The sequence below is a fragment of the Donghicola tyrosinivorans genome, assembly GCF_003003355.1.
Classification (GTDB): domain Bacteria; phylum Pseudomonadota; class Alphaproteobacteria; order Rhodobacterales; family Rhodobacteraceae; genus Donghicola; species Donghicola tyrosinivorans.
On record NZ_PVTQ01000009.1, the window covers coordinates 117,255 to 142,716 of the forward strand.

Consider the following 25,462-nt stretch of genomic DNA (forward strand, 5'->3'; position numbering starts at 1 on the left):
GCCATATATGGACAAGCGCCTGCGGACTGTGGCGGCGCCGGTGGAAGAGATCACCGATGAAATCCGTGCGATCTGGCAGGACATGATCGACACGATGGAGGCAATGCCCGGTGTGGGGCTGGGCGCGAACCAGATCGGTGTGTTGCTGCGTCTGGCCGTTGTGGATGCCAGCGACGAGCGTGGTCAGGCGGTGCGCATGGCGAACCCCGAGATCCTGCACGCCTCGGTCAAACTGCGCGAACACGAAGAGGCCAGCCCCCATTTGCCCGGCGTTTCGGCCAAGATCGAACGGCCCCGTGCGGTGACGGTTCGGTTTATGGATGAAAATGGTGAGATGGTTGAGCGGGACTTTGTCGGCCTCTGGGCAACCAGCGTTCAGCACCAGATCGACCATCTGAACGGCAAGCTCTACACCGATCATCTGTCCAAGGTGAAACGGGACATGCTGGTCCGCAAATCAAGGAAGTTCCAGTGAAGGTCGTCTTTATGGGAACGCCCGATTTCTCGGTTCCGGTGCTGGATGCGCTGGTCGAGGCGGGACATGAGGTTGTTTGCGTCTACTGCCAGCCGCCCCGTCCTGCGGGGCGCGGCAAAAAGGATCGCCCGACGCCGGTTCATGCGCGGGCCGAGGCGCTGGGCTTGCCCGTGCGCCATCCGGTCAGCTTAAAGGGCGCGGAAGAGCAGGCCGCGTTCGCCGCTTTGGGTGCGGATGTCGCAGTGGTCGTGGCCTATGGGCTTATCCTGCCGCAAGCGGTGCTGGATGCACCCGCGAAGGGCTGTTTGAACATTCACGCCTCGCTCCTGCCGCGCTGGCGGGGGGCCGCGCCGATCCATCGGGCGATCATGTCGGGCGATGCTGCCACGGGTGTGTGCATCATGCAGATGGAGGCCGGTCTGGACACGGGCCCCGTCCTGATGCGCCGCGAAACCCCGATTGGCGAGACCGAGACCACCGACCAGTTGCATGACCGCCTGTCGGTTATGGGGGCGGAGTGCATCGTGGACGCGCTGGCCACGTTGGACGATCTGACCCCTGAGGTTCAGCCCGAGGAAGGCGTGACCTACGCCCACAAGATCGACAAGGCCGAGGCAGCGATTGACTGGTCGAAACCTGCGGTAGAGATCAGCCGCCAGATCCGGGGCCTCGCGACCTTTCCCGGTGCTTGGACCACCCATAAAGACCAGCGGATCAAGCTGCTGGGGGCTGAAGTTGTGGACGGGCAGGGGGCTGCGGGAACGGTTCTGGAGGGCGGCCTTGTCGTCGCCTGTGGAACTGGCGCAGTGCGCATCACCCGTGCACAGCGCGCCGGTAAGGGCGCACAGGACATTGACACTTTCCTGCGCGGCTGGCCTGTTGAAACCGGTGAGGTTCTTGGGTCGGAGTAAGCGATGTTTCCTGTTTTGATTGGCACCGTGGTGATCGCTGGGATCGTGGGCTACGTGGCCGAAAAGACGGGGTTCACGCGCAACGGCTATATCCCGTCCATCATCATCTGCGTGGGCGGGGCATTTCTGTTCTACTTCCTGCGTATCATGTTCGGGATCGGCTTTGGCAGTCCGGGGGTGAACGCGATCGTCTCATCCATCGGGGCACTGATCATCGTTCCCACCCATTGGCGTCGCTGATCGGGGGCGAAAACCCTTCGCCGAAGGATTTTTCCGGTGCACGATTTTCGTCGAAAATCGTGTCAGCTTTGCGGGGGGTTATGCCGGTAGTTGGGCAGGGCCCAACCGAACAGCAGGCTACCTGCGCGCAAGATGAAACAGGCCAGTGCGCCTGCCAGCAGGTAGACCATCGGGTCGGGAAAGACCTGCGCCACTATCGCTGAGGTCAGGGACCCTGCGAAGGCTGCGGTCACGTAAAGCTCGCCATGGCGCAGGACCAGCGGCACGTCGTTGCAGACCACATCGCGCATGAGGCCCCCTGCGGTGCCAGTTACAATGCCCATGATAGTGATGATCATCGGGCTTGCGCCCATCTCGATCGCGGCCGAAACGCCTGCGACCACGGCCACTGACAGGGCCACGGCGTCCAGCCAGCGGATGACCTTGATCCGGCTTTCCAATTGCGGGGCGATCAGAAAGGCGAGGGCTGCAGCCAGAAGGGCGGCGGCGATGTTGATCGGCTCTGCGATCCAGAAGACAGGGTTGCGGTCCAGCAGCACATCGCGGACCGTGCCGCCGCCCACCGCAGTGAGGCAGGCCACAAAGGCAAAGCCCACAGGGTCCAGCTGCTGGCGGCTGGCGACCAAAGCGCCCGATGTTGCGAATACAAAGACCGACGCCAGATCAAGGGCGTCTGTCGCGGTCATGACTTGCCCTTGAAGGGGGCCATACCTGCACGGGCCAGTTCATCGGCGCGTTCGTTTTCGGGGTGGCCGGCGTGACCCTTGACCCATTCCCACGTGACCTCATGGCGTTGGCGGGCCTCATCGAGGCGCCGCCACAGGTCTTCGTTCTTGACCGGCTTTTTGGTGCTGGTCTTCCAGCCGTTCTTTTTCCAACCATAAAGCCACTGGGTGATGCCGCCTTTTACATAGGCGCTATCGGTGACCACGGTGATGGTGCTGGGACGCTCTAGCGCTTCCAAAGCGTTGATCGCCGCCAGCAGTTCCATCCGGTTGTTGGTGGTGTCGGCCTCGCCACCTTTTAGTTCCTTTTCCTTTACGACCTCTTCACCGGCCTTGGCTTGCAGCAGCGCGCCCCACCCTCCGGGTCCGGGGTTTCCGCTGCAGGCTCCGTCGGTGTAGGCGTAAAGGTCAGGCAAAGGCGATGATCCCCAGGAAGATGACAACAAACACGGTCAGGATCACGCGCAGGCGGATCCACCATTTCGGATTGAGACCCAGATAGTTGTAATAAAAGTCGAGCGCCAGTACCGCAATAAATCCGACGATCAGATTGATGGCCGATTGCACAGGCCCGCCGCCGACCATGAAAAATACCCAGATCGCGGGAATGCTGGACAGGATCAGGCCGTAGGTGCGCAGGGTTGCGTCCTCGACGGTGGCGGAGAAACCCCACAAAATCCCCGAGATAAAGCAGATGATGATCGTGCCGTAGCTCAGCTGGATAAAGGGCGAGGACATGCGCGGGCCGAACATCTCGACGCTGAGGGCGTTGAGTTCGGGATTGTAAAGGCACGCTGTCCCCCAGATGAACGGGATAAGCCCCCCGAAGCCCAAGATAAGCGCGGGGAGAGGCATTTTGTGATCCATATTGTGATCCATGTGAGCTCCAATATTTTGGGCCGATGTGGCCTTTGAAATTAGCTCACTCCCTAGCGTGTCCTACGGGTTACGCTTTGAGATGGATCATGTTCTTTTCAGGAATCGTTAAGCGGGAATGCGCAAAACGCGGGGGACTTTGAACTCGATGTTCTCTTGCGCGGTCTCGATCAGCTGCACGGTGACGTTGTAGCGGTCGCGGAAGGCGTCGATGACCTCATTCACCAGCACTTCGGGGGCCGAGGCGCCAGCGGTGATGCCAAGGGTGCGGATCCCGTCCAAAGCGCGCCAGTCGATTTCGGTCGCGCGTTGGACCAGCTGCGCATAGTTGCAGCCGTTCTTGGCCGCGACTTCCACCAGACGCTTGGAGTTCGACGAATTCGGCGCACCTACCACAAGCAGCGCATCGCAATCGGGGGCGACGGCTTTGACCGCCTCTTGGCGGTTGGTGGTGGCGTAGCAGATGTCTTCTTTGTGGGGGCCGACGATGGCGGGGAAGCGTTCGCGCAGGGCGGCCACAATGTCGATGGTGTCATCGACCGACAGAGTCGTTTGGGTGACGAAGGCCAGCTTGGAGGGATCGCGCACATCGACCTTGGCCACGTCTGCAACGGTTTCCACCAGCAGAACCTCGCCCTCGGGCAACTGACCCATGGTGCCAAGGGTCTCGGGGTGGCCCGCGTGACCGATCATGATCATTTGCAGGCCGTTGTCATAGTGGCGCTCGGCCTCGATATGGACCTTGCTGACCAGCGGGCAGGTGGCGTCAACAAAGACCATCTCGCGCTTGGTGGCGGCGGCGGGTACGGATTTCGGAACGCCGTGTGCCGAGAAGATCACAGGCCGGTCGTCGGGGCATTCGTCCAGTTCTTCGACAAAGACGGCGCCTTTATCACGCAGGCTGTCAACGACGAATTTGTTGTGCACGATCTCATGGCGGACATAGACCGGTGCGCCCCATTTCTCGATCGCCATTTCCACGATCTTGATGGCGCGGTCTACGCCAGCGCAAAACCCGCGAGGGGCGGCCAGATAGATGGTCAGATCGGGCTGGGTCATGGGTCGGTCCTGCTATAGCGTCTTGCCCTTGACCTAGTGCATGAAGGCGCAGTTCGCAATCTCAGGCGTAGCCCGTGGCCACGGTCAACCACATCACAACAATGTAGCGGCCGGTTTTAGAGATGCCGACCAGAAGGGTGAACAGCCAGAAGTTCGTGCGCATCACGCCCGCAATAACGGTCATCGCGTCCCCTAGCGGTGCCCATGACAAAAGCAGCGCCCAAACGCCCCATTTGTTGTACCAGTTTCGCGCCCGCTCCATCTGGCGGGGCGAGGCGGGGAACCATTTCTTGCCCTCGAACCGGTCCAGATACCAACCCAGCCAGTAGTTCACGCAAGATCCAAGGGTGTTGAAGACGCTGGCCACCAAAAGCAAAAGGGGCAACGAAGTGTCGCCCCCTACTATCAAGCCGATGAACAGGAATTCCGATTGCAGCGGCAGGATGGTGGCCGCTCCGAAGGCTATTGCCGCCAGAGAGGCCAGTGCGATCAAATCCTCCAAGGGATCATTCGTCGCCTTGCTCAGGCACGTCGCGGGGCGGACGACCGATGACTTCTTTCAGGTCATTAAGGTCGATGAAGTTATCCGCCTGACGGCGCAGTTCATCCGCGATCATTGGCGGCTGGCTGCGGATGGTCGAGACCACCGAAACGCGTACACCCTGACGCTGCAGGCTTTCCACCAGTGGGCGGAAGTCGCCATCGCCCGAGAACAGCACGATGTGATCCACATGGGGGGCAAGCTCCATCGCGTTGACGGTCAGCTCGATGTCCATGTTGCCCTTGACCTTGCGGCGACCCTGGCTGTCCACATATTCCTTCGCGGGCTTGGTCACCATAGTGAAGCCGTTGTAGTGCAGCCAGTCTACCAGCGGACGGATGGGCGAATATTCATCGTTCTCCAGCAGGGCAGTGTAGTAGAAGGCGCGCAGCAGTTTGCCGCGGCGCATGAATTCTTGTCTTAGCAGCTTGTAGTCGATGTCAAACCCAAGCGATTTGGCCGCCGCGTACAGGTTCGATCCATCAATGAACAGAGCTAAACGCTCGTCCTTGTAGAACATTAATCAATTCCTTCTTATTAAACGGCGGTTTAATGTGAGTGGTGGTTCCGCCTTTAGGTGTAAATCTAGATGCCTTTAAAAAACTTGCAACCGCAGCCGTCTGAGCAATTCGACTAAGAGAAAACATGAAAAAGTATAGGCAAGTCCTCATCGCCATGGGGGGCAATAGTTCAGCTAACATTATTAGTCTTGTTCAGATACAACGCAAGGCCTTAGATCGCCTTGGAGCGCTTGGGGTTTCCGTACAGACTGTTTCGCGCTTCTATACCAATCCGGCATTTCCGGCGGGAAATGGAAATGATTATGTCAATTCTGTGGTCGAAATGGTTAGCGATAAGCCTGAGGTTGAATTACTGGACGCCTTACATGTGGTAGAGGGAGAGTTCGGGCGTACCCGCGAAGGACGATGGGCACCCCGCAGTTTAGACCTTGATCTGCTTTCCGTGGGGGACGAAATCGCTCCAAATCGTGAAATCTGGGATGACTGGTATTCCCTTTCACTTGAAAGACAAATGGCTGAGGCTCCCGAACAACTGATTCTTCCGCATCCACGGATGCAGGATCGCGCGTTTGTTCTGGTCCCGCTGTGCGATGTGGCTCCGGACTGGGTTCATCCGGTTCTGGGACGCTCTGCCCGCGAACTTTGTGAAAGTTTGCCTGCAAAAGATCGTGAAAGCGTGGTGCCGATCCCCGAAACACGGGTTGTCAATTTTTCCCAAGGTGTATAAAGAAGCGCCTTCTATACCTGCATAAACCGGAGATCCCATGGCCCGCGTTACTGTTGAAGACTGCGTAGACAAGGTCCCGAACCGTTTTGACCTGGTGATGCTTGCTGCTCACCGTGCGCGCGAAATCTCGGCCGGTGCAGCGCTGACTGTGGACCGTGACAACGACAAAAACCCCGTTGTTGCTCTGCGTGAAATCGCGGATGAGACCCAGTCGGCCGATGCTCTGCGCGAGCGGATGATCGAGAACAACCAGACCCAGATTGAGGTTGATGAGCCCGAAGATGATTCGATGGCTCTGCTGATGGGTGCTGAACAGGCAGACAAGCCCGCGGACGACGATATGTCCGAAGAAAAGCTGCTGCGCGCACTGATGGAAGCACAGGGTCAGAAGTAATCCGCAAGCCTAGGGCTGAACCAGAATGATTGCAGCGCAAGACCTGGTCGCCCTGGTCCGGAACTACAACCCGAAGACAAATGCCAAGTTGATCGAGGCGGCCTATGACTATGGCCGCCTTATGCATGAAGGGCAGTTCCGCCACTCGGGCGAGCCCTATTTCACGCATCCCGTTGCGGTGGCCGCGATCCTGACCGAACAGCGTCTGGATGATGCGACGATCATCACCGCGTTGCTGCACGACACCATCGAAGACACCAAATCCACCTACGCCGAGGTTGAAGCCCGCTTTGGCAAAGAGGTGGCTGATCTGGTGGATGGTGTGACCAAGCTGACCAACCTTCAGCTCTCCTCGACCGAGACCAAGCAGGCAGAGAACTTTCGCAAGCTGTTCATCGCTATGTCGAAGGACCTGCGCGTTATTCTGGTCAAGCTGGCCGACCGTCTGCACAACATGCGCACCATCAAGGCCATGCGCCCTGAAAAGCAGGCCCAGAAGGCGCGCGAGACCATGGAAATCTTTGCGCCGCTGGCAGGCCGCATGGGTATGCAGTGGATGCGTGAGGAACTGGAGGACCTGTCCTTCCGTGTTCTGAACCCCGAAGGCCGCGCCAGCATCATGCGCCGCTTTGTCATGCTGCACAAAGAGGCGGGCGATGTGGTCCACCGGATCACCGCCGACATGCGTGCGCTGCTGGAAAAGCAGGGGATCGAGGCCGAGGTCTTTGGTCGCGCGAAAAAGCCTTATTCGATCTGGCGCAAGATGCAGGCCAAAGATCAGGGCTTTAGCCGTTTGTCGGACATCTACGGCTTCCGCATCATCACCGACACCGAGGATGACGTGTACCGCGTGCTGGGGGCAATCCACCAGCGTTGGCGGGCGGTTCCGGGCCGGTTCAAGGATTACATCAGCCAGCCGAAATCGAACGGTTATCGCTCGATCCACACCACGGTGTCTGGCCGCGATGGCAAACGGGTTGAGGTGCAGATCCGCACCCGCCAGATGCACGACGTGGCCGAAACTGGCGTGGCGGCGCACTGGTCCTATCGGGACGGTGTGCGCAGCGGCAACCCCTTTGCGGTGGACCCTGCGAAATGGCTGGCTGGCCTGACCGAACGTTTCGAAGAGGACGATGATCACGACGCTTTCCTAGAGGCGGTGAAGCTGGAAATGTACACCGACAAGGTGTTCTGCTTTACCCCCAAGGGCGAGGTGATCAAGCTGCCCAAAGGCGCGACTCCGATCGACTTTGCCTATGCGATCCATACGCGGATCGGTAACGCCTGTGTGGGCGCCAAGGTGGATGGTCTGCGGGTGCCTCTGTGGACCCGTCTCAAGAACGGCCAGTCCGTTGAGATTATCACTGCCGAAGGCCAGACCCCGCAGGTCACTTGGATCGATATCGTGGCAACGGGCCGCGCCAAATCGGCGATCCGCCGTGCCCTGCGTGCCGAAGACCGCGAACGCTTTATCAAGCTGGGTCGCGAACTGGCCCGTGTGGCGTTCGAGCATGTGGGCAAGAAGGCGACTGACAAGGCCCTGACCACCGCCGCGACCGCCCTGCGTATTGAGGACGCGGACGAACTGCTGGCCCGCCTTGGCAGCGCCGAAGTGACTGGCACCGAAGTGGTCCGCGCGATCTATCCGAACCTTAAACCCACCGTCACCCCCGAGGTGGACGCCAAGCGCGCCGTGGTGGGTCTTGAGCCGGGTCAAAGCTTCCGACGGGCAAGATGTTGCCAACCGGTCCCCGGGGAACGGATCGTCGGGATCGTTTCGCGCGGTGAAGGCGTTGTGGTTCATGCCATCGATTGCGAGGCCCTCTCGGAATATGAGGACCAAACCGACCGGTGGATGGATCTTTATTGGCACAGCGGTGAACATCCGGCGGCTTATGCCGTTACCTTGGATATGACGATCAGCAACGATGCAGGTGTCCTTGGACGCATCTGCACATTGATCGGCGAGCAGAAGGCCAATATCTCGGATCTGCATTTCGTTGACCGAAAGCCGGATTTCTACCGGTTATTCGTCGATGCGGACCTGAAAGACGTAGAACATTTGCATCGTGTCATGACAGCGTTGCAAGCAGAGAGTGATGTAGCAGAGATTTCGCGTTATCGCGATCCGGCATGGGCCGAGGGCTCGTCGAAGTAACCGAGAGAAAGGTGGTCTGACGTGGTCTTCAAGCGTCGTGACAAACGAACAGCTTGGCAGATCTTGAAAGACTTCGTGTATCCAAAAGGTGGCTGGACACGGGCCTTTCACTACGTTCGCCACAGGGTCTCGCGCCTACCGGACACGCCGGAAAAGATCGCGCGCGGGATCGCGGCGGGTCTGTTTACCACATTCACACCGTTCTACGGGCTTCACTTTGTTGTTGCGGCGACCTGCGCATCGCTTCTGCGCGGGAATATTCTGGCCTCGCTGGCGGCGACGTTCTTCGGCAATCCGCTGACCTATGTGCCCATCGGGGTAATCTCGATGAAGATGGGGTATTTCCTGCTGGGGATCGCGCCCGATCACACGCTGGACAAATCCCTTGTGGCAAAGTTCATCGGCGCGGGTGAGGACCTGTTTGCCAACCTTTGGGCGGTTCTGACTGGTCACCATGTGGACTGGACGCGCCTCTTGGTCTTTTACCATGAGGTTTTTATCCCCTATCTGGTCGGGGGATTTTTGCCCGGATTGGTCCTAGGCGTGGTCGGCTATTACGTCACATTACCTTTGATACGTGCCTACCAGAACCGGCGGCGCGGGGCCTTGGCGGCGCGGATTGCGGCGCTCAAGCACAGAAAACAGCAGGCCAAGGAACAAAAGTCCCGCGGCCACTAAAAGGAAAAGAGAGGCGATTATGCAGCCTTCTGGAAAACTCCGTCTTGGTGTGAACATCGATCACGTGGCCACTGTGCGTAATGCCCGTGGTGGCAACGTGCCGGACCCTCTGCGCGCCGCCCGCATCGCCGAAGAGGCGGGCGCTGACGGGATCACCGCCCACCTGCGCGAGGACCGCCGCCACATCAGCGACGCCGATATCGACGGTCTGATGGAGATGCTGACGGTCCCGCTGAACTTTGAGATGGCCGCCACCCAAGAGATGCAGGCCATCGCTCTGCGCCACAAACCGCACGCTGTCTGCATCGTCCCAGAAAAGCGTGAGGAACGGACCACCGAGGGCGGTCTGGAAGTTGCCCGCGAAGAAAACCGTCTGGCCCATTTCATCGCGCCCCTTCGTGAGGCTGGCTGCCGCGTGTCGATTTTTATCGCCGCCGACAAACGCCAGATCGAGGCCGCTCACCGCATCGGTGCGCAGGTGATCGAGATTCACACCGGCGCCTATTGCGATGCCCACGCCGAGGGGCGCTTTGACGACCGCGACCGTGAATTGGCCGCAATCACCGAGATGGCGGCCTTTGCCCATGATCTGGGCCTCGAGGTCCACGCGGGCCATGGCCTGACCTATGACACTGTGAAGCCCGTCGCGGCGCTGCCCCAGATGATGGAACTGAACATCGGTCACTTCCTGATCGGTGAGGCGATTTTCCGTGGGCTGGATGGCTCGATCCGTGAAATGCGCCGCCTGATGGATGAGGCGCGGGCATGACCGGACTGCAATTGGCGCTGTTCGTCGGGGGCTGGATGCTGATGGTTGGCTCGCCCGGTCCCGCGACGCTGGGGATCATGGGCACTGCCATGCGGGCAGGGCGCAAACAGGCAGTGACCTTTGCCGCCGGTATCGTCACCGGCAGCCTGATTTGGTCAACGGTGGCGATCTTGGGCATGGGCGCAGTGATGCAGGCCCATGTCTGGATGTTCACCGCGATGAAATACCTAGGCGCGGCTTACCTGCTGTTTCTGGCGGTAAAATCGTTGAAGTCGGCGATGAAGAAAGACGTGACGATCACGGCCAAGATCGCCGAAGGCGCATTGCCCAAGGTTTATCTGAAGGGCCTGTTGATCCACCTGACCAACCCCAAGGCCGTGCTGGCGTGGGGCTCGGTCTTTGCGCTGGTCTTGCCGCCTTCCGCGCCGCTGGCGGATCTGTTCCACCTGCAGATGATCCTGATGGCGGCGTCGGCCTTTGTGTTGTTCGTTTATTCGCTACTCTTTTCCAGCAGGGCGGCGATTGCGGCCTATGAACGGGCCCGCCGCTGGTTTGAATTTACCTTCGCCGCCCTCTTCGGGGCGGCCAGTCTAAAGATTTTGATGGTTAACGTATGATCCTGGGTATCGGCTCCGATCTGGCCAATATCGAGCGGATCCAGAACACTCTGGACCGCTTTGGCGACCGCTTTCGCAACCGTGTGTTCACTGAACGGGAACAGGCCACCGCCAATCGCCGCAAGGATGAGGCAGGCACCTACGCCAAGCGTTGGGCGGCGAAAGAGGCGTGTTCAAAGGCGCTGGGTACCGGTCTGGCGATGGGGATCAGCTGGAAGGACATGGGCGTCAGCAATCTGGAGACCGGCGCGCCGGTGATGCACCTGACCGGCTGGGCCGCCGAAAAACTGGCGGCGATGACGCCCGCAGGCCATGAGGCCGTTGTTCACGTGACTTTGACCGATGATCACCCGTGGGCACAGGCCTTTGTGGTGATCGAGGCCCGTCCCAAGTAACCGCATCGCTTGACACTTGAGGGCCAGCCCCCCAAGAAACCCGCACTGATCCCGCCGGAGTATGATTTTATGGCCGCCAAGACCGAAGCCGGAAACCCGATTATCGAGACCATCAAAACGGTCGTCTATGCGATCCTGATCGCCGGTGTCTTCCGCACCCTGTTTTTCCAGCCGTTCTGGATTCCGTCGGGCTCGATGAAGGACACCCTGCTGATCGGGGATTTCCTGTTCGTGAACAAGATGGCCTACGGCTATTCCTACGCCTCTTGCCCGACAGTGAAGATGCCCCGCTTTGGCATCGATATCGACGCCGAGGACATCTGCGGTTTCATCAAGGGCGACAACAACCGTATTCTGGGCGGTGACCCCGAGCGTGGTGATGTTGTGGTCTTCCGCCACCCCGTATCGGGCGCGGATTTCATCAAGCGCCTGATCGGTCTGCCGGGTGACGAAATCCAGATGAAGGACAGCGTTCTTTACATCAACGGCGAAGCGGTTGGTCTGGAAGATGGCGGTCAGTTCGAGGAGATCTTCACCGCCCAAGGCCCCGAAGGTTTGTACCCCCGCTGTGAAAACGGCCCCGTCGGCGAAGGTGCCCTGTGTACCAAGTCGCGTCAGATCGAAACCCTGCCCGGTGGCGTGCAGCACGATATCCTGAACATCACCCGTCAGGCCTCGGACCAGACGCCGATCTATACCGTCCCCGAAGGTCACTACTTCTTCATGGGCGATAACCGCGACAACTCGACCGACAGCCGCGTGCCTCAGGCGATTGGCGGCGTGGGCTTTGTGCCTTATGAAAACATCGTTGGCCGTGCCGACCGCATCATGTTCTCGTCCGCGGGGCGTTCGATGCTGTTCTTCTGGACTTGGCGCAGCGACCGTTTCTTCAAGAGGATCGATTGAAACTTTCTGCCGACCTGAAAGCGTTTGAAAAGCGGTTGGGGCATTCGTTTGAACGCCCCGATTTGCTTGTGCGTGCCTTGACCCACCCATCCATGTCCTCGCCCACCCGTGAGGACAACCAGCGCCTTGAGTTTCTGGGCGACCGCGTGTTGGGTCTGGTTATGTCAGAGGCGCTGCTGAAGGCTGACAGGTCCGCTGCCGAAGGTCTGCTGGCCCCCCGTTTCAACGCCTTGGTGCGCAAGGAAACCTGCGCCGAGGTGGCCCGTGAGATTGGCCTTGGCGACGTTCTGAAGCTTGGCCGGTCCGAGATGATGTCCGGTGGCCGCCGCAAGCAGGCGCTGTTGGGCGACGCGATGGAGGCGATCATCGCCGCCGTCTACCGCGACTCGGACTTTGAAACGGCCCGTGCCTTGGTTCTGCGTCTTTGGGGTAAGCGCGTCAGCACCGTTGAGGCAGACGCCCGCGACGCAAAGACCGCCCTGCAAGAATGGGCGCAGGCCCGCAAGCAGCAGCCCCCGAAATACGAAGAGATTGCCCGCGACGGCCCGCCCCATCAGCCCATGTTCACCATGTCGGTGACCTTGGAGTCCGGTGAACGCGCACAGGCCCGTGCAGGCTCAAAACGCCAGGCGGAACAGTCGGCAGCCAAAAGCCTGCTGGACGCGCTGGAAGGCAAATCCGCGTGACGCAGAACCGCCTTGGCAGCCTGTATATGGTTGCCTCGATGGGCGGCTTTGCGGTCGAGGATGCACTGTTCAAAGTTGCCACTCAAAGCATTCCGACCGGACAGGCGCTGACCATGTTCGGTCTCTTTGGTCTGATCGGCTTTGCTAGCCTGTCGCTGCTGAAGGCTGAACGGGTCCTGCATCCGCAAATCCTGTCCCGCCCGCTGCTACTGCGCTCGGCGTCCGAGCTACTTGGGCGCTTGTCCTTTGCGCTGGCTTTGGCGCTGATGCCCCTGTCCAGCGCCAGCGCCATCCTTCAGGCCGCGCCGTTTGTGGTCGTTGTTGGCGCCGTGGTGTTCTTTGGTGAGCATGTGTCGTGGCGCCGCTGGCTGGCCATCGGCTTTGGTTTCATCGGTGTTCTGTTGATCATCCGCCCGACGCCTGCGCTATTTGATCCGGTGTCGATCTTTGCGGTGCTGGCGATGCTTGGCTTTTCGGGCCGCGATCTGGCCACCCGTGCCAGCCCCGCCACCATGACCACCCGCCAGCTTGGCACCCTTGGGTTCATCGTCATGACCGTCGCTGGCGTCATCTTGTGGAGCGTCGGCGGCGGCACCCCTACCGTCCCGCCCCTGATGACCACACTTGCCCTGCTGGCAACTGCGGCTGCGGGGATCTTGGGCTATAGCTTTGTGACCTTGGCCATGCGCACGGGGCAGATCAGCGTCGTGACGCCGTTCCGGTATTCGCGCCAACTCTTCGCCATCATCTTCGGCTTTGTGCTTTTTGGTGAATGGCCGGACCTGCTGACATGGACAGGTATCCTTATCATTCTGCTCTGCGGGGTTTACACTGCGCGGGCAGGGCGGATAGACCGCCCCAATCCCTGACATATTCCGATTCGAAAAGAGACCCATGACCCAACGTGCAGGCTTTGTCGCCCTGATTGGCGAACCCAATGCAGGTAAATCGACCCTTCTGAACCGCATGGTGGGGGCCAAGGTCTCGATCGTGACGCACAAGGTGCAGACCACCCGCGCCCGTATCCGCGGTGTGGCGATCGAAGGCGACAGCCAGTTGGTCTTCGTGGACACCCCTGGTCTGTTCAAACCCCGCCGCCGTCTGGACCGCGCCATGGTGGCCGCCGCTTGGGGCGGCGCTGCGGACGCGGATGTCATCGTCATGCTGATCGAGGCGCACCGCGGCATCACCGAAGGCGTTGAGAAAATCCTTGAGAACCTTGGCGATGTATCCAAAGGCCGTCAGGTGGTTCTGGGCATCAACAAGATCGACCGCGTACAAAGTGACGTGCTGCTGGCCCTGACCAAAAACATGAATGACCGCTTCCCGTTCGAGAAGACCTTCATGATCTCGGCCGAGAAGGGCTATGGCGTTGACGACCTGCGCGTCTGGCTGGCGGACCAACTGCCCGAAGGGCCGTGGCTGTACCCCGAAGACCAGATCGCCGATCTGCCCATGCGCATGATCGCCGCCGAGATGACCCGTGAAAAGCTGACTCTGCGCCTGCATCAGGAACTGCCCTATCAGTTGACGGTCGAGACCGAGCATTGGGAAGAACGCCCCGATGGCAGCGCCCGCGTGGACCAGATCATCTACGTGGCCCGCGATGGTCACAAAGGCATCATCCTTGGCCATAAGGGCGAGACGATCAAAGCGATCTCGAAACTGGCCCGCGAAGAGCTGACCGAATTCCTTGGCCGCAAGGTTCATCTGTTCCTGCAGGTGAAAGTGCGTGAGAAATGGTTGGATGAGGCCGAGCGCTATAGCGAGATGGGTCTCGACTTCAAAGACGGGAACTAATGGCCCGTCTTGCCACCGATTTCTGGGTGCATGCCTATCTGGCGCGACTGCGGCTGGCGGATATCCCCGCCTATGTGGTCGCCCACGGGGATGATACGGCGGGCGCCGTGATCGTCAAACTGGCGACACTGGACGGGCGTGCCAAGGCATTCCACCGCAGCTATGACCTGATGACCGGCGAGCGGGTCTGGGCCACACTTGCTGAAGGGTCCGAGCCAGAGGTTGACGCCGCCCTCAGCCGTCAGCGCGGCTTTGATCCTGATCTCTGGGTGATCGAGGTCGAAGACCGTCAGGGCCGTCACCTGCTAGACGAAGAGGGCCTATAGGCTTTGGAAATCCCCAGCAGGATGAAGCCGAAGACCAGAAATCCTGCGGCCACAATGCTCATCTCACGCAAAAGGCCAAGCGGCCCCAGCTTCGGTAAATCCAGAAAATAGTAGGGATATTTGCCCTCGAACGTGCCGCGCAGGATGGCATAGGCAGAATAGACCAGCGGCCAGATCACCCATAGCAGCGGATTGGGCCAACTCAGGCCGGCTTTTGGTGCAAAGACCAGCCACCAGATGAACACCAGTGCAGGAACCACCGTGTGCAGCCCGTGGTTGGCAATATCATCGACCGCGCCGTTTGATCGATGCGTGGCCGATAGCAGCACGTGATAGACGATGCCCACCAGCAGAATTTGCAGGGTGATCGCCCCCGCCCAATGGGCCGTAAAGCGGACCCGCGCCACGAAACACAAACCAACCACCAGATTGGTCAGGATGGTGTAATAGCGCAGCATGTTCCACCAGACCGCCAGCAGCCGTGCCTCTGGCCCGTCCGCCACATAATCCGCATAGGTCTGAAGGATCAGGCTAAATAAAGCCGACACCCCGATCACCAGCATCAATACCCGCATCATTGGCCTCCCTCGCGGAACACCCTGCCGCGCGTCTCGCCTATGACGCAAGAAAGCCCTCACGTCACCCCCTTGCAAGAGGGCCGCGCAACCCCATAGTGATCCCTATGGAATGGCGAGATCAGGGCATCCTTCTCTCCGTGCGCAAGCACGGAGAATCCTCGGTAATCGCCGAGGTCTTCACCGAACATCACGGCCGACACTATGGCGTGGTGCGCGGCGGAACCTCACGCAAAACCGCCCCCGTCCTACAACCGGGCAACCAGATCGATGTGCATTGGCGTGCACGCCTCGAAGACCAGCTTGGGGCCTTCACCGTGGAACCCGTCCGCTCGCGCAGCGCTGCCCTTTCCGATCGGATCGCACTGGCGGGCCTAAATGCCACCACGGCCCTTCTGCACGCGGCTTTGCCCGAACGGGAAAAACATCACCCGCTCTATATCCGCAGCGTTACGCTCATGGACCTCACCGCCCACCCCCAAGCCTTCCCGCTGGCCTTCCTCAGGTGGGAACTGACATTGCTCGAAGACCTCGGCTTCGGCCTTGATCTGACCCGCTGTGCGGTCACCGGCGATATGGACGATCTGGCCTATGTCTCGCCCCGCACCGGCCGCGCTGTTAGCTCCGAAGGCGCAGGCGAATGGGCGCCGAAACTCCTGCCCTTACCCCAATGCCTCTTGGGGCAAGGCCCGACGACGGACGGCGAAATCCTTACCGGCCTCGCGCTCACGGGCTATTTTCTCGAAAAGCACCTCGCCCACGCCATGGGCGACCGCCCGCTCCCCGAAGCCCGCGCCCGCTTCCTCGACCTCCTCCAAAGACAAATGCCGGCCTCCTGACAGAAGACCGGCACCCACCATTTCATCTTGGCCCCAATACCTCGGGGGAGGCCGCAAGGCCGGGGGCAGAGCCCCCTTAGTTCCGCTGATCCAGCAGACGACGGGCAATCACCTGCGCCTGAATCTCGCCAGCACCTTCAAAGATGTTCAGGATGCGGGCGTCACACAGGATGCGGCTGATGGTGTATTCCAGCGCAAAGCCGTTCCCACCGTGGATCTGCAAGCCGTTGTCCGCTGCCGCCCAAGCCACACGGGCCCCCAGCAGCTTGGCCATACCGGCTTCCAGATCGCAGCGACGATCGTTGTCCTTCTCGCGGGCCGAGAAATAGGTCAGCTGACGGGCAATCATCAATTCCACCGCCATCATCGCCAGCTTGTTGGCCACACGGGGGAACTCGATCAGCGACTTGCCGAACTGCTTGCGATCCTCTGCATACTGGATCGAGACATCTAGCGCCGACTGACCAACGCCAATGGCGCGGGCTGCGGTCTGGATACGGGCCGATTCAAAGGTCTGCATCAGCTGCTTAAAGCCGTGACCTTCCTCGCCACCCAGCAGGTTCTCGCCTTTGACGTGGAACTTGTCGAAACCAAGCTCGTATTCCTTCATGCCGCGATAGCCCAGAACCTCGATCTCGCCGCCGGTCATGCCAGGAGTGGGGAAAGGCTCATCGTCGGTGCCAGGGGTCTTCTCGGCCAGGAACATCGACAGACCCTTGTAGTTGTCGGTCGCCGGATCGGTCCGCGCCAGCAGGGTCATCACATGGGTCCGCGCCGCATGGGTGATCCAGGTCTTGTTGCCAGTCACCTCATAGTCACCGTCAGCATTCTTGACCGCTCGGGTGCGCAGGCTGCCAAGGTCCGAACCGGTGTTCGGCTCGGTGAAAACAGCGGTCGGCAGCTTTTCGGCCGAGGCCAGCGCAGGCAGCCACTGTTGCTTTTGCTCTTCGGTACCACCGGCCAAAATCAGCTCTGCCGCGATCTCGGAACGGGTCCCAAGCGAGCCAACGCCGATATACCCGCGCGACAGTTCTTCCGAGACCACACACATCGCAGTCTTCGACATACCAAATCCGCCGTATTCTTCGGGGATGGTCAGACCGAACACGCCCATCTCGGCCAGTTCGTTGATGATCTCCAGCGGGATCAACTCGTCCTTCAGGTGCCACTCATGGGCGTGAGGCTCGACGCGGTCCACCGAATAGCGACGGAACTGCTCGCGGATCATCTCCATCTCGTCATCCAGACCGCTCTGACCGGTGGTCAGGTTGGCGCGGCTGTCACGCATGATGGCCACCAGACGGCCACGGGCCGCTTGGGTGTTGCCACCAGCAATCAGTGCCTTGACCGCATCGGTCATCAAAGAAGCCGCGGTGTCAGCGGGCAGACCCAGATCCGACAGGCGCACCAACTCGCCCTGGTTCATGGGAATGCCGCCTGCGATCTGGTTCAGGTATTCGCCAAAGGCAATCTGCAGGATCAGCGCTTCGGTCTCGCCGAACTTGCCCTCTGTCTTCAATTCAGTCGCCCAACGGTGCATCTCGCGCAGGGCTTCCACATAGGTCGCCAGCCATGCAAGGCCGTGGGTCGCGGTCTGGTTCTCTTCAACCAGCGCGTTCGAGACCCGATCCCCGTCAACCACCATGGCCCGCACGGTCTGGCGGGCACGCTCCAGCGTTGCTTCGGCGGGCGCAATCGCTGCCTCGGTCAGAGCCAGCAAATCAGGCAGCAGCGTCGCGGTCTGCGCTGCGATGTCCTGTCCGTCATGTGCCATCTGTCATCTCCTGTTATGCTAGTGCAGAGAACTAGAGCCTTTGCAGTCGCAGCGCAACAAAAATACAAATAATGCGACAAAAGGATACCTAATGTTGCGCATTGAAAAATGTCAGCGCAGCCCTAAAGGCCGTGATAAAGCGTAATTCATGGAAATGATTACCTCACTCATGGACCCATGGGCCTTTGCGCTGGCCCTCAGTGTCGCGTTCATCGCGGGAATCGTCAAAGGGATGGTGGGATTCGCCATGCCCATGATTCTGATTTCCGGCCTTTCCACTGTTATTTCGCCTGAATTGGCTCTCGCAGGGCTGATTCTGCCCACTCTGGCCACCAATGGGCTACAGGCCTTGCGCCAAGGCTGGCGGGCGGCGCTGGAATCACTCCTGCGGTTCAAGGGCTATCTGGGTACGCTCCTTGTGGTGCTGCTGATCAGCGCCCAACTTGTCAGGGTTATTCCGGCTGACGTGCTGCTGCTGATCATCGGCGTGCCAATCGTGCTTTTCGCTGCAACGCAGCTTGCGGGCATCCCTCTGCGCATCGCCTCTCCCCCAAGCCGCGCGGTCGAGATCTCGATCGGCGCATTCGCCGGCTTCATTGGCGGCCTCTCCGGCGTCTGGGGCCCGCCTACGGTTGCCTACCTCACCGCTCTGGACACCCCGAAAGCCGATCACATCCGTGTCCAAGGGGTGATCTATGGCCTCGGCGCCTTCGTCCTTCTCTTCGCTCATATCGGTTCAGGCGTCGTGCGCGCTGAAACCATTCCCTTCTCTCTCGCCCTGCTGGTTCCCGCCTTTGTGGGTATGTGGCTCGGGCTCAAGGTGAATGATCGGATTGATCAGAAGGTCTTTCGCAAAGCCACCCTCTTTGTGCTCTTCTTCGTCGGCCTGAACCTCATCCGCCGCGGCTTGACCTAAGCCCCGACACCCGCACAAAAGAAAACCGCCACGAACCATCGCGGCGGTCTCTATTTCATCTTGGTGAAAATACCTCAGGGGTGTGGGGGCAGCGCCCCCACGTGGCCAAGGCTTAGCCGATGGCGGCTGCTTTCACGTCTTTGTCGATGTGCGGCACATACTGCTCGAAGTTGTCCGAGAACATCTTCACCAGCTTTTCAGCCTGCGCATCATAGGCCGCCGGGTCACCCCAGGTGCGGCGGGGGTCCAGCAGAACTTCCGGAACGCCGGGCACATCAACGGGTACGTCAAAGCCAAAATTCGGGTCCTTGCGGAACTCGACGCTGCTCAGGCTGCCATCCAGCGCGGCGGTCAGCAGGGCGCGGGTTGCCTTGATGGGCATACGCTTGCCGGTGCCGTAGGCGCCGCCGGTCCAGCCGGTGTTCACCAGCCAGCAGGTTGCACCATGCTTGGCGATCTTGTCGCGCAGCAGGTTGCCATACACTTCGGGGCGACGGGGCATGAAGGGCGCACCGAAGCAGGTCGAGAAGGTGGGCTCGGGCTCGGTCACGCCGCGCTCGGTCCCGGCAACCTTCGAGGTGAAGCCCGACAGGAAGTGGTACATCGCCTGCGCAGGGGTCAGACGTGCGATGGGAGGCAGAACACCGAACGCATCACAGGTCAGCATGATGATGTTCTTGGGGTGGCCGCCCTGCGCCGAGTAGCTGGCGTTCGAGATGTAGTGCAGCGGGTACGCGCAACGCATGTTGGCGGTCAGGCTGTCATCGTTGAAGTCCAACTCAAGGGTTTCGTCATCGAAAACCATGTTCTCGATCACGGTGCCGAACTTCGAGGTCGTCGCGTAGATTTCCGGCTCGGCTTCGGCGTTCAGGTTGATGGTCTTGGCGTAGCAGCCGCCTTCAAAGTTGAAGGTGCCCTTGTCCGACCAGCCGTGCTCGTCATCACCGATCAGCGTACGCGAGGGGTCTGCCGACAGAGTGGTCTTGCCGGTGCCCGACAGGCCAAAGAACACAGCTGCATCGACAGGGTTGCCGATGGCGTGGTTGGCCGAGCAGTGCATCGGCATGATGCCTTTTTCGGGCAGCAGGTAGTTCAGCAGGGTGAAGACCGATTTCTTGTTCTCGCCTGCGTATTCGGTGCCGCCGATCAGGATCAGCTTGGCGTCCATGTTCAGGGCGATTACGGTCTCGCTGCGGCAGCCGTGCTTTTCTGCGTCGGCCTTGAAGGTCGGGCAGTTAATGATGGTGAACTCCGGAACAAATGTGTCCAGCTCTTCACGATCGGGGCGGCGCAGCAGGTGACGGATGAACAGGCCGTGCCATGCCAGTTCGGTCACAACGCGCACGTCCAGACGGTTCGCGGGGTCCGCGCCACCGAACAGATCCTGCACGTAGTAGTCTTTGCCTTTCATGTGCTCCAGCATGTCGGCGTACAGAACGTCGAACTTTGCGGGCTCCATGGGTGCGTTGTTTTCCCACCAGATGGTGTCTTCGACGCTGGGGGTGCGGACCACAAATTTGTCCTTGGGCGAACGACCGGTGTGCTTGCCGGTGGACACCAGAATTGCGCCCCCTTTACCAAGACGGCCTTCACCGTTTTTAACCGCGGCTTCAACAAGCGCGGGTTCCATCAGGTTGTAATAGACATTGCCGAGCCCTTGGATCCCTTGATCTTCAAGCTGGTGCTGGGGGTTTACCCGTCCAAATGCCATTGTTCTCACTCCTGTCCGCGCGTGCGGTAGATTTCATTCGCAACCCCGCATTCCTACTTTCGAACGCGGGAACCACATACTAGCAGTAAGTGGGTCCATAACATGCAGAAATTAGAAATGAACAGCAGACTAAGTGACTGTTAGCGCAACCAAATTCGCTTTAGCGCAATCATCTTTCGGGCCCTGCGATATGTTGCCGCTCTGTTAACGTTAACCGCGTTAAGAACCTCAAAGCGACACGTTAAGAGCTGAAAACGGTCACGTCACTTTACCGAATCACAAAAAGGATTGCGGACCCACGCGAAAGAACGGCATAAATGTAAGAAAAAATAATCGTGCAGTACAAGGAAACGTTTATGTCCAAGATCGCCCTGGTCGATGACGATCGAAACATCCTGACTTCCGTCGCTATGACGCTTGAGGCCGAGGGCTTCGAAGTCGAAACTTATAATGACGGTCAGGCGGCGCTGGACGCCTTCGAAAAGAAGCTGCCCGACATGGCTGTTCTGGACATCAAGATGCCCCGCATGGACGGGATGGATCTGCTGCAGCGACTGCGCAAAAAGACCTCGATGCCCGTTATTTTCCTGACCTCAAAAGATGACGAAATCGATGAGGTTTTGGGTCTGCGCATGGGTGCCGACGACTATGTGAAAAAGCCTTTCTCCCAGCGTCTGCTGGTCGAGCGTATCCGCGCTTTGCTGCGCCGTCAGGATGCTCTGAACTCGGACGCCACCGGCGAGGTCGAGGAAAGCAAAGTGCTGGTTCGTGGCCAGCTGACCATGGATCCCCTGCGCCACGCGGTGACCTGGAAGGGTGAGGATGTGTCGCTTACAGTTACAGAATTCCTTTTGTTGCAAGCACTTGCACAGCGCCCGGGCTTTGTAAAAAGCCGTGACCAACTGATGGATGTAGCGTATGACGATCAGGTCTACGTGGACGACCGGACCATCGACAGCCACATCAAGCGCCTGCGCAAGAAGATGCGGATGGTCGATCAGGAGTTCTCGGCCATCGAGACGCTTTATGGTGTGGGCTACCGGTATAACGAGGAGTAATGAACCAGATCGACAAGGCTGCGACAGCTGAACGGCGCATGGCGCAATCGGCTGATGTTATGCTCGGGGATGACTATGTCTCTCCGGACGCTTTGCGTGATTTGGTTGAACGTAAGTCAGCCACAAAGCGTGGCTGGTTCGCGATCAATACCTCGCCTCTGGCCCGCAAAATCATCACCTTCAATCTGCTTGGTCTGATTGTTCTGCTTGCAGGTATTTTGTACCTGAACCCCAGCCGCGACAGTCTGGCGCTACAGCGCGCTGGCAACCTCGTGGCCGAGGCGGAACTGGTCGCCGACATCATCGAAATGCAGATGGGCAACACGGGTGATTCGCGTGTGGGTGGTGCCACGGGTTTGGATGTGGCGCAGGTTTTGCGTCAGCTGGACCTCTATGAAGGCACCGAGGTTTACGTTTTTGACGGGCAGGGCAACCTTGTCACCGTCGAAAAGGGGCTGCGTCCCCATAGCGAGGCGCAGGTTCGGGCCGAGGGGAAGACCTACGTCACTGACGGGCTTGAGGCGATCTGGGGTTGGATGGTGCAGCTGTTCTCGCCCACGGACGAGATGACCAGCGCGCTGCGATCCGAAGACATCGTGCGCGACATGATCGGTGGTGCCCGCATCGCGCAGACCCGCATGGCTTCGGGCGTGGGTGCAAATGGCGAGACGATCTTTACCGTCGCCACGCCCGTTGAGGTCGCAGGTGTGCAGGTCGGCGCGGTGGCAATCGCCAGCGCCACCGGCGAGATTGACCGTCTGGTCAGCATTGAACGCGAACGCGTGCTGCGCATGTTCATCGTGGCGCTGATCGTGTCCATCGGTCTTAGCCTTGTTCTGGCTTCGACCATCGCTAACCCGCTGTCCGATCTGGCCGCCGCGGCCGAGATCGGCCGTGACCGCAACCGCACCCGCTATAGTCCTGGCCGTGTACGCATCCCCGATCTGTCGGCGCGTCCCGATGAGATTGGCCGCCTGTCAGAGGCGCTGCGCGGCATGGTGGCGGCGCTTTATGAGCGGATCGACAGCAACGAACAGTTCGCCGCCGACGTGGCCCATGAAATCAAGAACCCGCTGGCGTCCTTGCGTTCTGCTGTGGGCACGTTGCGCGTCGCCCGCCGCCCTGAACAGCAGGAACAGCTGCTGGATGTGATCGAACATGACGTGCGCCGTCTTGACCGTCTGGTCAGCGACATCTCGAATGCGTCGCGTCTGGACAGCGAATTGGTCCGCGAAGATGAGGAACAGTTCAACCTGCTTCAGATGCTGGGGAACCTGATCCAGTATCTGGGCGAGGATGCGCGCGGTAAGGGCATCGACTTTATCTCGGACCTGCCCGAAGGCCCCGTGATTATTCAAGGGCTTGAGGCCCGTCTGGCGCAGGTCTTCGTCAACCTGATCACCAACGCGATTTCTTTCTGCGAAGAGGGCGATGCGATCCGCGTTTGGGCCCGTCAGCGGGACAATCGCGTTCTGGTGGTGGTCGAGGATACCGGCCCCGGTATTCCCGAACAGTCCCTGACCAAGATCTTCAAGCGGTTCTATTCGCACCGTCCCGTAGGCCAGTTCGGCAATAACTCCGGTCTGGGTCTGGCGATCTCGAAGCAGATCGTTGAGGCACATGGCGGCGTCATCTGGGCCGAGAATATCCGCCAGCCCCAAGGCGATCTGGACGATGAGCCGCTGGGTGCCCGCTTTGTCGTCGGTCTGCCCCTGTAAGCGCGGTGAAAAGCCTGTCCCTTGATCAGCTCTGTGACCATGACGGCCCCGTCATGGTTCACGGGTCTGCTGTGGCGGTGGATGGACGGGCGCTGCTGATCACCGGCCCCTCTGGCGCGGGGAAATCCGCGCTGGCACTGCAAATGATGGCTTTGGGCGCTGGCCTAATTGCTGATGACCGCACCATTCTGCACCGCGAAGATGGGTGCATCATTGCCTCATGCCCCGACACCATCCGCGGTATGATCGAGGCGCGGGGCATCGGCATCCTGCCCGTTCCTGCGGCCCCGCCCGCCGCCCTTTGCGCGATCATGGATCTGAGCCAGACAGAAACAGAACGGCTGCCTGAGGTCCGCTCAATTTGCATTCTTGGAAACCCTATTCGGCACCTGAAACGGATCGAAGGGGCTTATGTCCCCGCAGCGCTTGTGCAATACCTTAGATCAGAGGGCACAATCGACTAAGGGTGGACAATGTCACAGGAAACGCCGCGCATTTTGCTGGTCACAGGCCCCTCTGGCGCTGGTCGCCTGACCGCCATCCATGCTTTGGAAGATCTAGGCTACGAGATCATCGACAACTTGCCTTTGCGCCTTGTTCCCCACCTGATGAACGAGGCTCAGGCGGCCCGTCCACTGGCCTTGGGCATCGACGTGCGCAACCGCGATTTCAGCCTTGGTGCCCTGATCGAGGCGCTGGATACCCTGAGTGCAGATCCCAGATGGAACGTCAGTCTGGTCTATCTGGATGCCCGCGCCGACGTGCTGGTGCGCCGCTATTCCGAAACCCGCCGCCGCCACCCTTTATCCCCCGAGGAAACCGCCGAGGCAGGCATCGCCCGCGAGTTGGAAATCCTGCAACCGGTCCGCAGCCGTGCCGACGTGCTGATCGATACCTCTGAACTGACGCCCCACGATCTGCGGGCTGAAATCTCGCGCTGGTTTGATCCCGAAACCAACGGCGGGCTGTCGGTTTCGGTAGAATCATTCAGCTTCAAACGCGGCACACCCCGAGGGCTGGACATGGTTTTCGATGGCCGTTTCCTGAACAATCCCTACTGGGAACCTTCGTTACGTAAGATGAACGGTCGCGACCCGGAGGTGCAGGCTTACGTAGGGGCAGATCCGAATTACGAGGAATTCTTTTCAAAAGTGCACGATCTGGTTGAGTTTTTGTTGCCCCAGTACTCCCGAGAGGGCAAATCCTACCTCTCGATCGGCTTTGGCTGTACCGGGGGGCAACACCGCTCGGTTGCACTTGCAGAAAACCTGTTCAAAGCCCTTGCAACCGCCGGATGGCAGGTGTCAATTAGACATCGGGAACTGGAGAGGCACGCATCTGTGCACTCGTAATAGGTAAAGTGGAACAGACGTGATCGGTATCGTGATCGTCGCGCATGGCGGGTTGGCCAAAGAGTATCTGGCTGCTGTCGAACATGTGGTGGGGCACCAAGAGGGTATCCGCGCCATTTCGATTGAACCGGATCATGACCGCGGACAAAAACAAAAAGAAATCTGCCTTGCAGCGGATTCTGTTGATGGCGGCGATGGGGTGATCGTTGTCACGGATATGTTCGGAGGCTCGCCTTCGAACCTTAGCCTGATGGCCTGTGCGGCGAAGAACCGACGCATCCTCTACGGCGCCAATCTTCCGATGCTGATCAAGCTGGCCAAAAGCCGTCATCGCACGGTTCCAGAGGCTGCCCAATGCGCATTGACCGCAGGCCGTAAATATATCGACAGCTGCGATGTCAGCGCCGACTAGAGAACACCGATGTCAGAAACCATTTCCCGCCAGTTCGAAATTGTGAACGTCAAAGGCCTGCACGCTCGTGCCTCGGCTAAGTTTGTTGAGGTCGTTGAAGAGTTCGACGCCGACGCCGAAGTCTCGCACGGGGGGAATTACACCTCTGGCGACAGCATCATGGGACTTTTGATGCTGGCTGCGTCGAAAGGCACGTTTATTGATGTTGAAACCCGCGGCCCGCAGGCGCAAGAACTGGCAGATGCGCTTCAGGCGCTGGTAGCCGACCGGTTCGGCGAAGACATGTAGGCCGCGGAGAACTTC

Annotated in this window: 32 protein-coding genes; 23 read left to right on the forward strand and 9 right to left on the reverse strand. The window is 59.7% G+C overall.

The annotated features are described in order from the left end of the window. Nucleotides 1-7: 7 nt before the first annotated feature. Genes def through CLV74_RS13575 form a run of 3 tightly spaced genes read left to right on the forward strand, consistent with a single transcriptional unit; the run spans nucleotide 8 to nucleotide 1,626 of the window. Nucleotides 8-475 carry a peptide deformylase gene (def, locus tag CLV74_RS13565; protein ID WP_106265686.1) on the forward strand — a complete coding sequence of 156 codons (468 nt, stop codon included), beginning with the start codon at nucleotides 8-10 and terminating at the stop codon, nucleotides 473-475. Beyond that, complete coding sequence (fmt, locus tag CLV74_RS13570) at nucleotides 472-1,386, forward strand: methionyl-tRNA formyltransferase (RefSeq protein ID WP_106265688.1); 915 nt, start codon at nucleotides 472-474, stop codon at nucleotides 1,384-1,386. Before def ends, fmt begins: the two co-directional genes overlap by 4 nt. Nucleotides 1,387-1,389: 3 nt before the next feature. Further along, the gene (locus CLV74_RS13575) at nucleotides 1,390-1,626 is read left to right on the forward strand and encodes a hypothetical protein (RefSeq protein WP_106265690.1); all 237 of its coding nucleotides are present in this window, start codon (nucleotides 1,390-1,392) and stop codon (nucleotides 1,624-1,626) included. Nucleotides 1,627-1,688: 62 nt separating this feature from the next. Here CLV74_RS13575 and CLV74_RS13580 read toward each other — a convergent pair whose 3' ends face one another. The 6 genes from CLV74_RS13580 to CLV74_RS13605 form a co-directional block, all read right to left on the reverse strand. After that, the gene (locus tag CLV74_RS13580; RefSeq protein WP_106265692.1) at nucleotides 1,689-2,312 is read right to left on the reverse strand and encodes a trimeric intracellular cation channel family protein; all 624 of its coding nucleotides are present in this window, start codon (nucleotides 2,310-2,312) and stop codon (nucleotides 1,689-1,691) included. After that, nucleotides 2,309-2,767, reverse strand: coding sequence for a ribonuclease HI (gene rnhA / locus CLV74_RS13585; RefSeq protein WP_106265694.1), 459 nt, complete (start codon nucleotides 2,765-2,767; stop codon nucleotides 2,309-2,311). Before rnhA ends, CLV74_RS13580 begins: the two co-directional genes overlap by 4 nt. After that, nucleotides 2,760-3,230 carry a DUF3429 domain-containing protein gene (locus CLV74_RS13590; RefSeq protein ID WP_245888548.1) on the reverse strand — a complete coding sequence of 157 codons (471 nt, stop codon included), beginning with the start codon at nucleotides 3,228-3,230 and terminating at the stop codon, nucleotides 2,760-2,762. The genes rnhA and CLV74_RS13590 overlap by 8 nt, the downstream gene beginning before the upstream one ends. Before the next feature lie 105 nt (nucleotides 3,231-3,335). Continuing rightward, nucleotides 3,336-4,286: a 4-hydroxy-3-methylbut-2-enyl diphosphate reductase gene (gene ispH / locus CLV74_RS13595; RefSeq protein WP_106265696.1), complete on the reverse strand. Its 951-nt coding sequence runs from the start codon at nucleotides 4,284-4,286 to the stop codon at nucleotides 3,336-3,338. A 61-nt stretch (nucleotides 4,287-4,347) separates the two neighbouring features. Next, nucleotides 4,348-4,788 (reverse strand): YqaA family protein, encoded by a 441-nt coding sequence (locus CLV74_RS13600; RefSeq protein WP_245888549.1) that lies wholly within the window; start codon nucleotides 4,786-4,788, stop codon nucleotides 4,348-4,350. A 4-nt stretch (nucleotides 4,789-4,792) separates the two neighbouring features. Beyond that, on the reverse strand, nucleotides 4,793-5,347 hold the full coding sequence (locus CLV74_RS13605; RefSeq protein WP_106265702.1) for a LabA-like NYN domain-containing protein: 555 nt from the start codon (nucleotides 5,345-5,347) through the stop codon (nucleotides 4,793-4,795). A 125-nt stretch (nucleotides 5,348-5,472) separates the two neighbouring features. On the opposite strand from CLV74_RS13605, the gene folK reads away from it, so the two are divergent. The 12 genes from folK to CLV74_RS13665 all read left to right on the forward strand — a co-directional run bounded on the left by folK (nucleotide 5,473) and on the right by CLV74_RS13665 (nucleotide 14,804). Continuing rightward, nucleotides 5,473-6,075, forward strand: a complete 603-nt coding sequence (gene folK / locus CLV74_RS13610; RefSeq protein WP_106265705.1) for a 2-amino-4-hydroxy-6-hydroxymethyldihydropteridine diphosphokinase — start codon at nucleotides 5,473-5,475, stop codon at nucleotides 6,073-6,075. Nucleotides 6,076-6,112: 37 nt separating this feature from the next. Then, nucleotides 6,113-6,469 (forward strand): DNA-directed RNA polymerase subunit omega, encoded by a 357-nt coding sequence (rpoZ, locus tag CLV74_RS13615; RefSeq protein ID WP_106265708.1) that lies wholly within the window; start codon nucleotides 6,113-6,115, stop codon nucleotides 6,467-6,469. 25 nt (nucleotides 6,470-6,494) lie between these two features. Beyond that, a complete protein-coding gene (locus tag CLV74_RS13620; RefSeq protein WP_106265710.1) occupies nucleotides 6,495-8,627 on the forward strand; it encodes a RelA/SpoT family protein in 2,133 nt (710 codons plus the stop codon). 75 nt (nucleotides 8,628-8,702) lie between these two features. After that, nucleotides 8,703-9,305, forward strand: coding sequence for a DUF2062 domain-containing protein (locus CLV74_RS13625; RefSeq protein WP_342753490.1), 603 nt, complete (start codon nucleotides 8,703-8,705; stop codon nucleotides 9,303-9,305). Nucleotides 9,306-9,324: 19 nt separating this feature from the next. After that, nucleotides 9,325-10,074, forward strand: coding sequence for a pyridoxine 5'-phosphate synthase (locus tag CLV74_RS13630; protein WP_106265714.1), 750 nt, complete (start codon nucleotides 9,325-9,327; stop codon nucleotides 10,072-10,074). After that, on the forward strand, nucleotides 10,071-10,691 hold the full coding sequence (locus CLV74_RS13635) for a LysE family translocator (protein ID WP_106265716.1): 621 nt from the start codon (nucleotides 10,071-10,073) through the stop codon (nucleotides 10,689-10,691). The genes CLV74_RS13630 and CLV74_RS13635 overlap by 4 nt, the downstream gene beginning before the upstream one ends. Further along, entirely contained in the window at nucleotides 10,688-11,086 is a 399-nt protein-coding gene (acpS, locus tag CLV74_RS13640; RefSeq protein WP_106265718.1) for a holo-ACP synthase, read from the forward strand. Before CLV74_RS13635 ends, acpS begins: the two co-directional genes overlap by 4 nt. Before the next feature lie 69 nt (nucleotides 11,087-11,155). Continuing rightward, nucleotides 11,156-11,992 carry a signal peptidase I gene (gene lepB, locus CLV74_RS13645; protein WP_106265721.1) on the forward strand — a complete coding sequence of 279 codons (837 nt, stop codon included), beginning with the start codon at nucleotides 11,156-11,158 and terminating at the stop codon, nucleotides 11,990-11,992. After that, nucleotides 11,989-12,678 carry a ribonuclease III gene (gene rnc / locus CLV74_RS13650; protein ID WP_106265723.1) on the forward strand — a complete coding sequence of 230 codons (690 nt, stop codon included), beginning with the start codon at nucleotides 11,989-11,991 and terminating at the stop codon, nucleotides 12,676-12,678. Before lepB ends, rnc begins: the two co-directional genes overlap by 4 nt. After that, nucleotides 12,675-13,547 (forward strand): DMT family transporter, encoded by an 873-nt coding sequence (locus CLV74_RS13655; RefSeq protein WP_245888550.1) that lies wholly within the window; start codon nucleotides 12,675-12,677, stop codon nucleotides 13,545-13,547. Before rnc ends, CLV74_RS13655 begins: the two co-directional genes overlap by 4 nt. A gap of 25 nt (nucleotides 13,548-13,572) precedes the next feature. Further along, nucleotides 13,573-14,478 carry a GTPase Era gene (gene era / locus CLV74_RS13660; protein WP_106265725.1) on the forward strand — a complete coding sequence of 302 codons (906 nt, stop codon included), beginning with the start codon at nucleotides 13,573-13,575 and terminating at the stop codon, nucleotides 14,476-14,478. Further along, nucleotides 14,478-14,804 carry a DUF1491 family protein gene (locus CLV74_RS13665; RefSeq protein ID WP_106265727.1) on the forward strand — a complete coding sequence of 109 codons (327 nt, stop codon included), beginning with the start codon at nucleotides 14,478-14,480 and terminating at the stop codon, nucleotides 14,802-14,804. Before era ends, CLV74_RS13665 begins: the two co-directional genes overlap by 1 nt. Here CLV74_RS13665 and CLV74_RS13670 read toward each other — a convergent pair. Beyond that, on the reverse strand, nucleotides 14,777-15,379 hold the full coding sequence (locus tag CLV74_RS13670) for a Pr6Pr family membrane protein (RefSeq protein WP_146134959.1): 603 nt from the start codon (nucleotides 15,377-15,379) through the stop codon (nucleotides 14,777-14,779). The genes CLV74_RS13665 and CLV74_RS13670 overlap by 28 nt on opposite strands. Nucleotides 15,380-15,486: 107 nt before the next feature. On the opposite strand from CLV74_RS13670, the gene recO reads away from it, so the two are divergent. Then, entirely contained in the window at nucleotides 15,487-16,218 is a 732-nt protein-coding gene (gene recO, locus CLV74_RS13675) for a DNA repair protein RecO (protein ID WP_106265731.1), read from the forward strand. 76 nt (nucleotides 16,219-16,294) lie between these two features. On the opposite strand, the gene CLV74_RS13680 is transcribed toward recO, so the two are convergent. Next, complete coding sequence (locus CLV74_RS13680; RefSeq protein ID WP_106265733.1) at nucleotides 16,295-17,992, reverse strand: acyl-CoA dehydrogenase family protein; 1,698 nt, start codon at nucleotides 17,990-17,992, stop codon at nucleotides 16,295-16,297. Nucleotides 17,993-18,140: 148 nt separating this feature from the next. Between CLV74_RS13680 and CLV74_RS13685 the strand changes: the two genes are divergently transcribed. Beyond that, nucleotides 18,141-18,908 (forward strand): sulfite exporter TauE/SafE family protein, encoded by a 768-nt coding sequence (locus tag CLV74_RS13685; protein ID WP_106265735.1) that lies wholly within the window; start codon nucleotides 18,141-18,143, stop codon nucleotides 18,906-18,908. Nucleotides 18,909-19,020: 112 nt separating this feature from the next. Here CLV74_RS13685 and CLV74_RS13690 read toward each other — a convergent pair whose 3' ends face one another. Then, a complete protein-coding gene (locus CLV74_RS13690; RefSeq protein WP_106265737.1) occupies nucleotides 19,021-20,619 on the reverse strand; it encodes a phosphoenolpyruvate carboxykinase in 1,599 nt (532 codons plus the stop codon). Nucleotides 20,620-20,975: 356 nt separating this feature from the next. On the opposite strand from CLV74_RS13690, the gene CLV74_RS13695 reads away from it, so the two are divergent. The 6 genes from CLV74_RS13695 to CLV74_RS13720 are packed head-to-tail and all read left to right on the forward strand — an operon-like array spanning nucleotide 20,976 to nucleotide 25,447. Further along, on the forward strand, nucleotides 20,976-21,677 hold the full coding sequence (locus CLV74_RS13695) for a response regulator transcription factor (RefSeq protein WP_106265739.1): 702 nt from the start codon (nucleotides 20,976-20,978) through the stop codon (nucleotides 21,675-21,677). Further along, nucleotides 21,677-23,395: a sensor histidine kinase gene (locus tag CLV74_RS13700; protein WP_245888551.1), complete on the forward strand. Its 1,719-nt coding sequence runs from the start codon at nucleotides 21,677-21,679 to the stop codon at nucleotides 23,393-23,395. Before CLV74_RS13695 ends, CLV74_RS13700 begins: the two co-directional genes overlap by 1 nt. A 53-nt stretch (nucleotides 23,396-23,448) precedes the next feature. Next, on the forward strand, nucleotides 23,449-23,859 hold the full coding sequence (locus tag CLV74_RS13705) for an HPr kinase/phosphorylase (protein ID WP_106265741.1): 411 nt from the start codon (nucleotides 23,449-23,451) through the stop codon (nucleotides 23,857-23,859). A gap of 9 nt (nucleotides 23,860-23,868) precedes the next feature. Further along, nucleotides 23,869-24,747: an RNase adapter RapZ gene (rapZ, locus tag CLV74_RS13710; RefSeq protein WP_106265743.1), complete on the forward strand. Its 879-nt coding sequence runs from the start codon at nucleotides 23,869-23,871 to the stop codon at nucleotides 24,745-24,747. Nucleotides 24,748-24,766: 19 nt separating this feature from the next. Next, entirely contained in the window at nucleotides 24,767-25,159 is a 393-nt protein-coding gene (locus CLV74_RS13715) for a PTS sugar transporter subunit IIA (RefSeq protein ID WP_106265745.1), read from the forward strand. 9 nt (nucleotides 25,160-25,168) lie between these two features. Next, a complete protein-coding gene (locus CLV74_RS13720; RefSeq protein ID WP_106265747.1) occupies nucleotides 25,169-25,447 on the forward strand; it encodes an HPr family phosphocarrier protein in 279 nt (92 codons plus the stop codon). The last annotated feature ends 15 nt before the right edge of the window (nucleotides 25,448-25,462 follow it).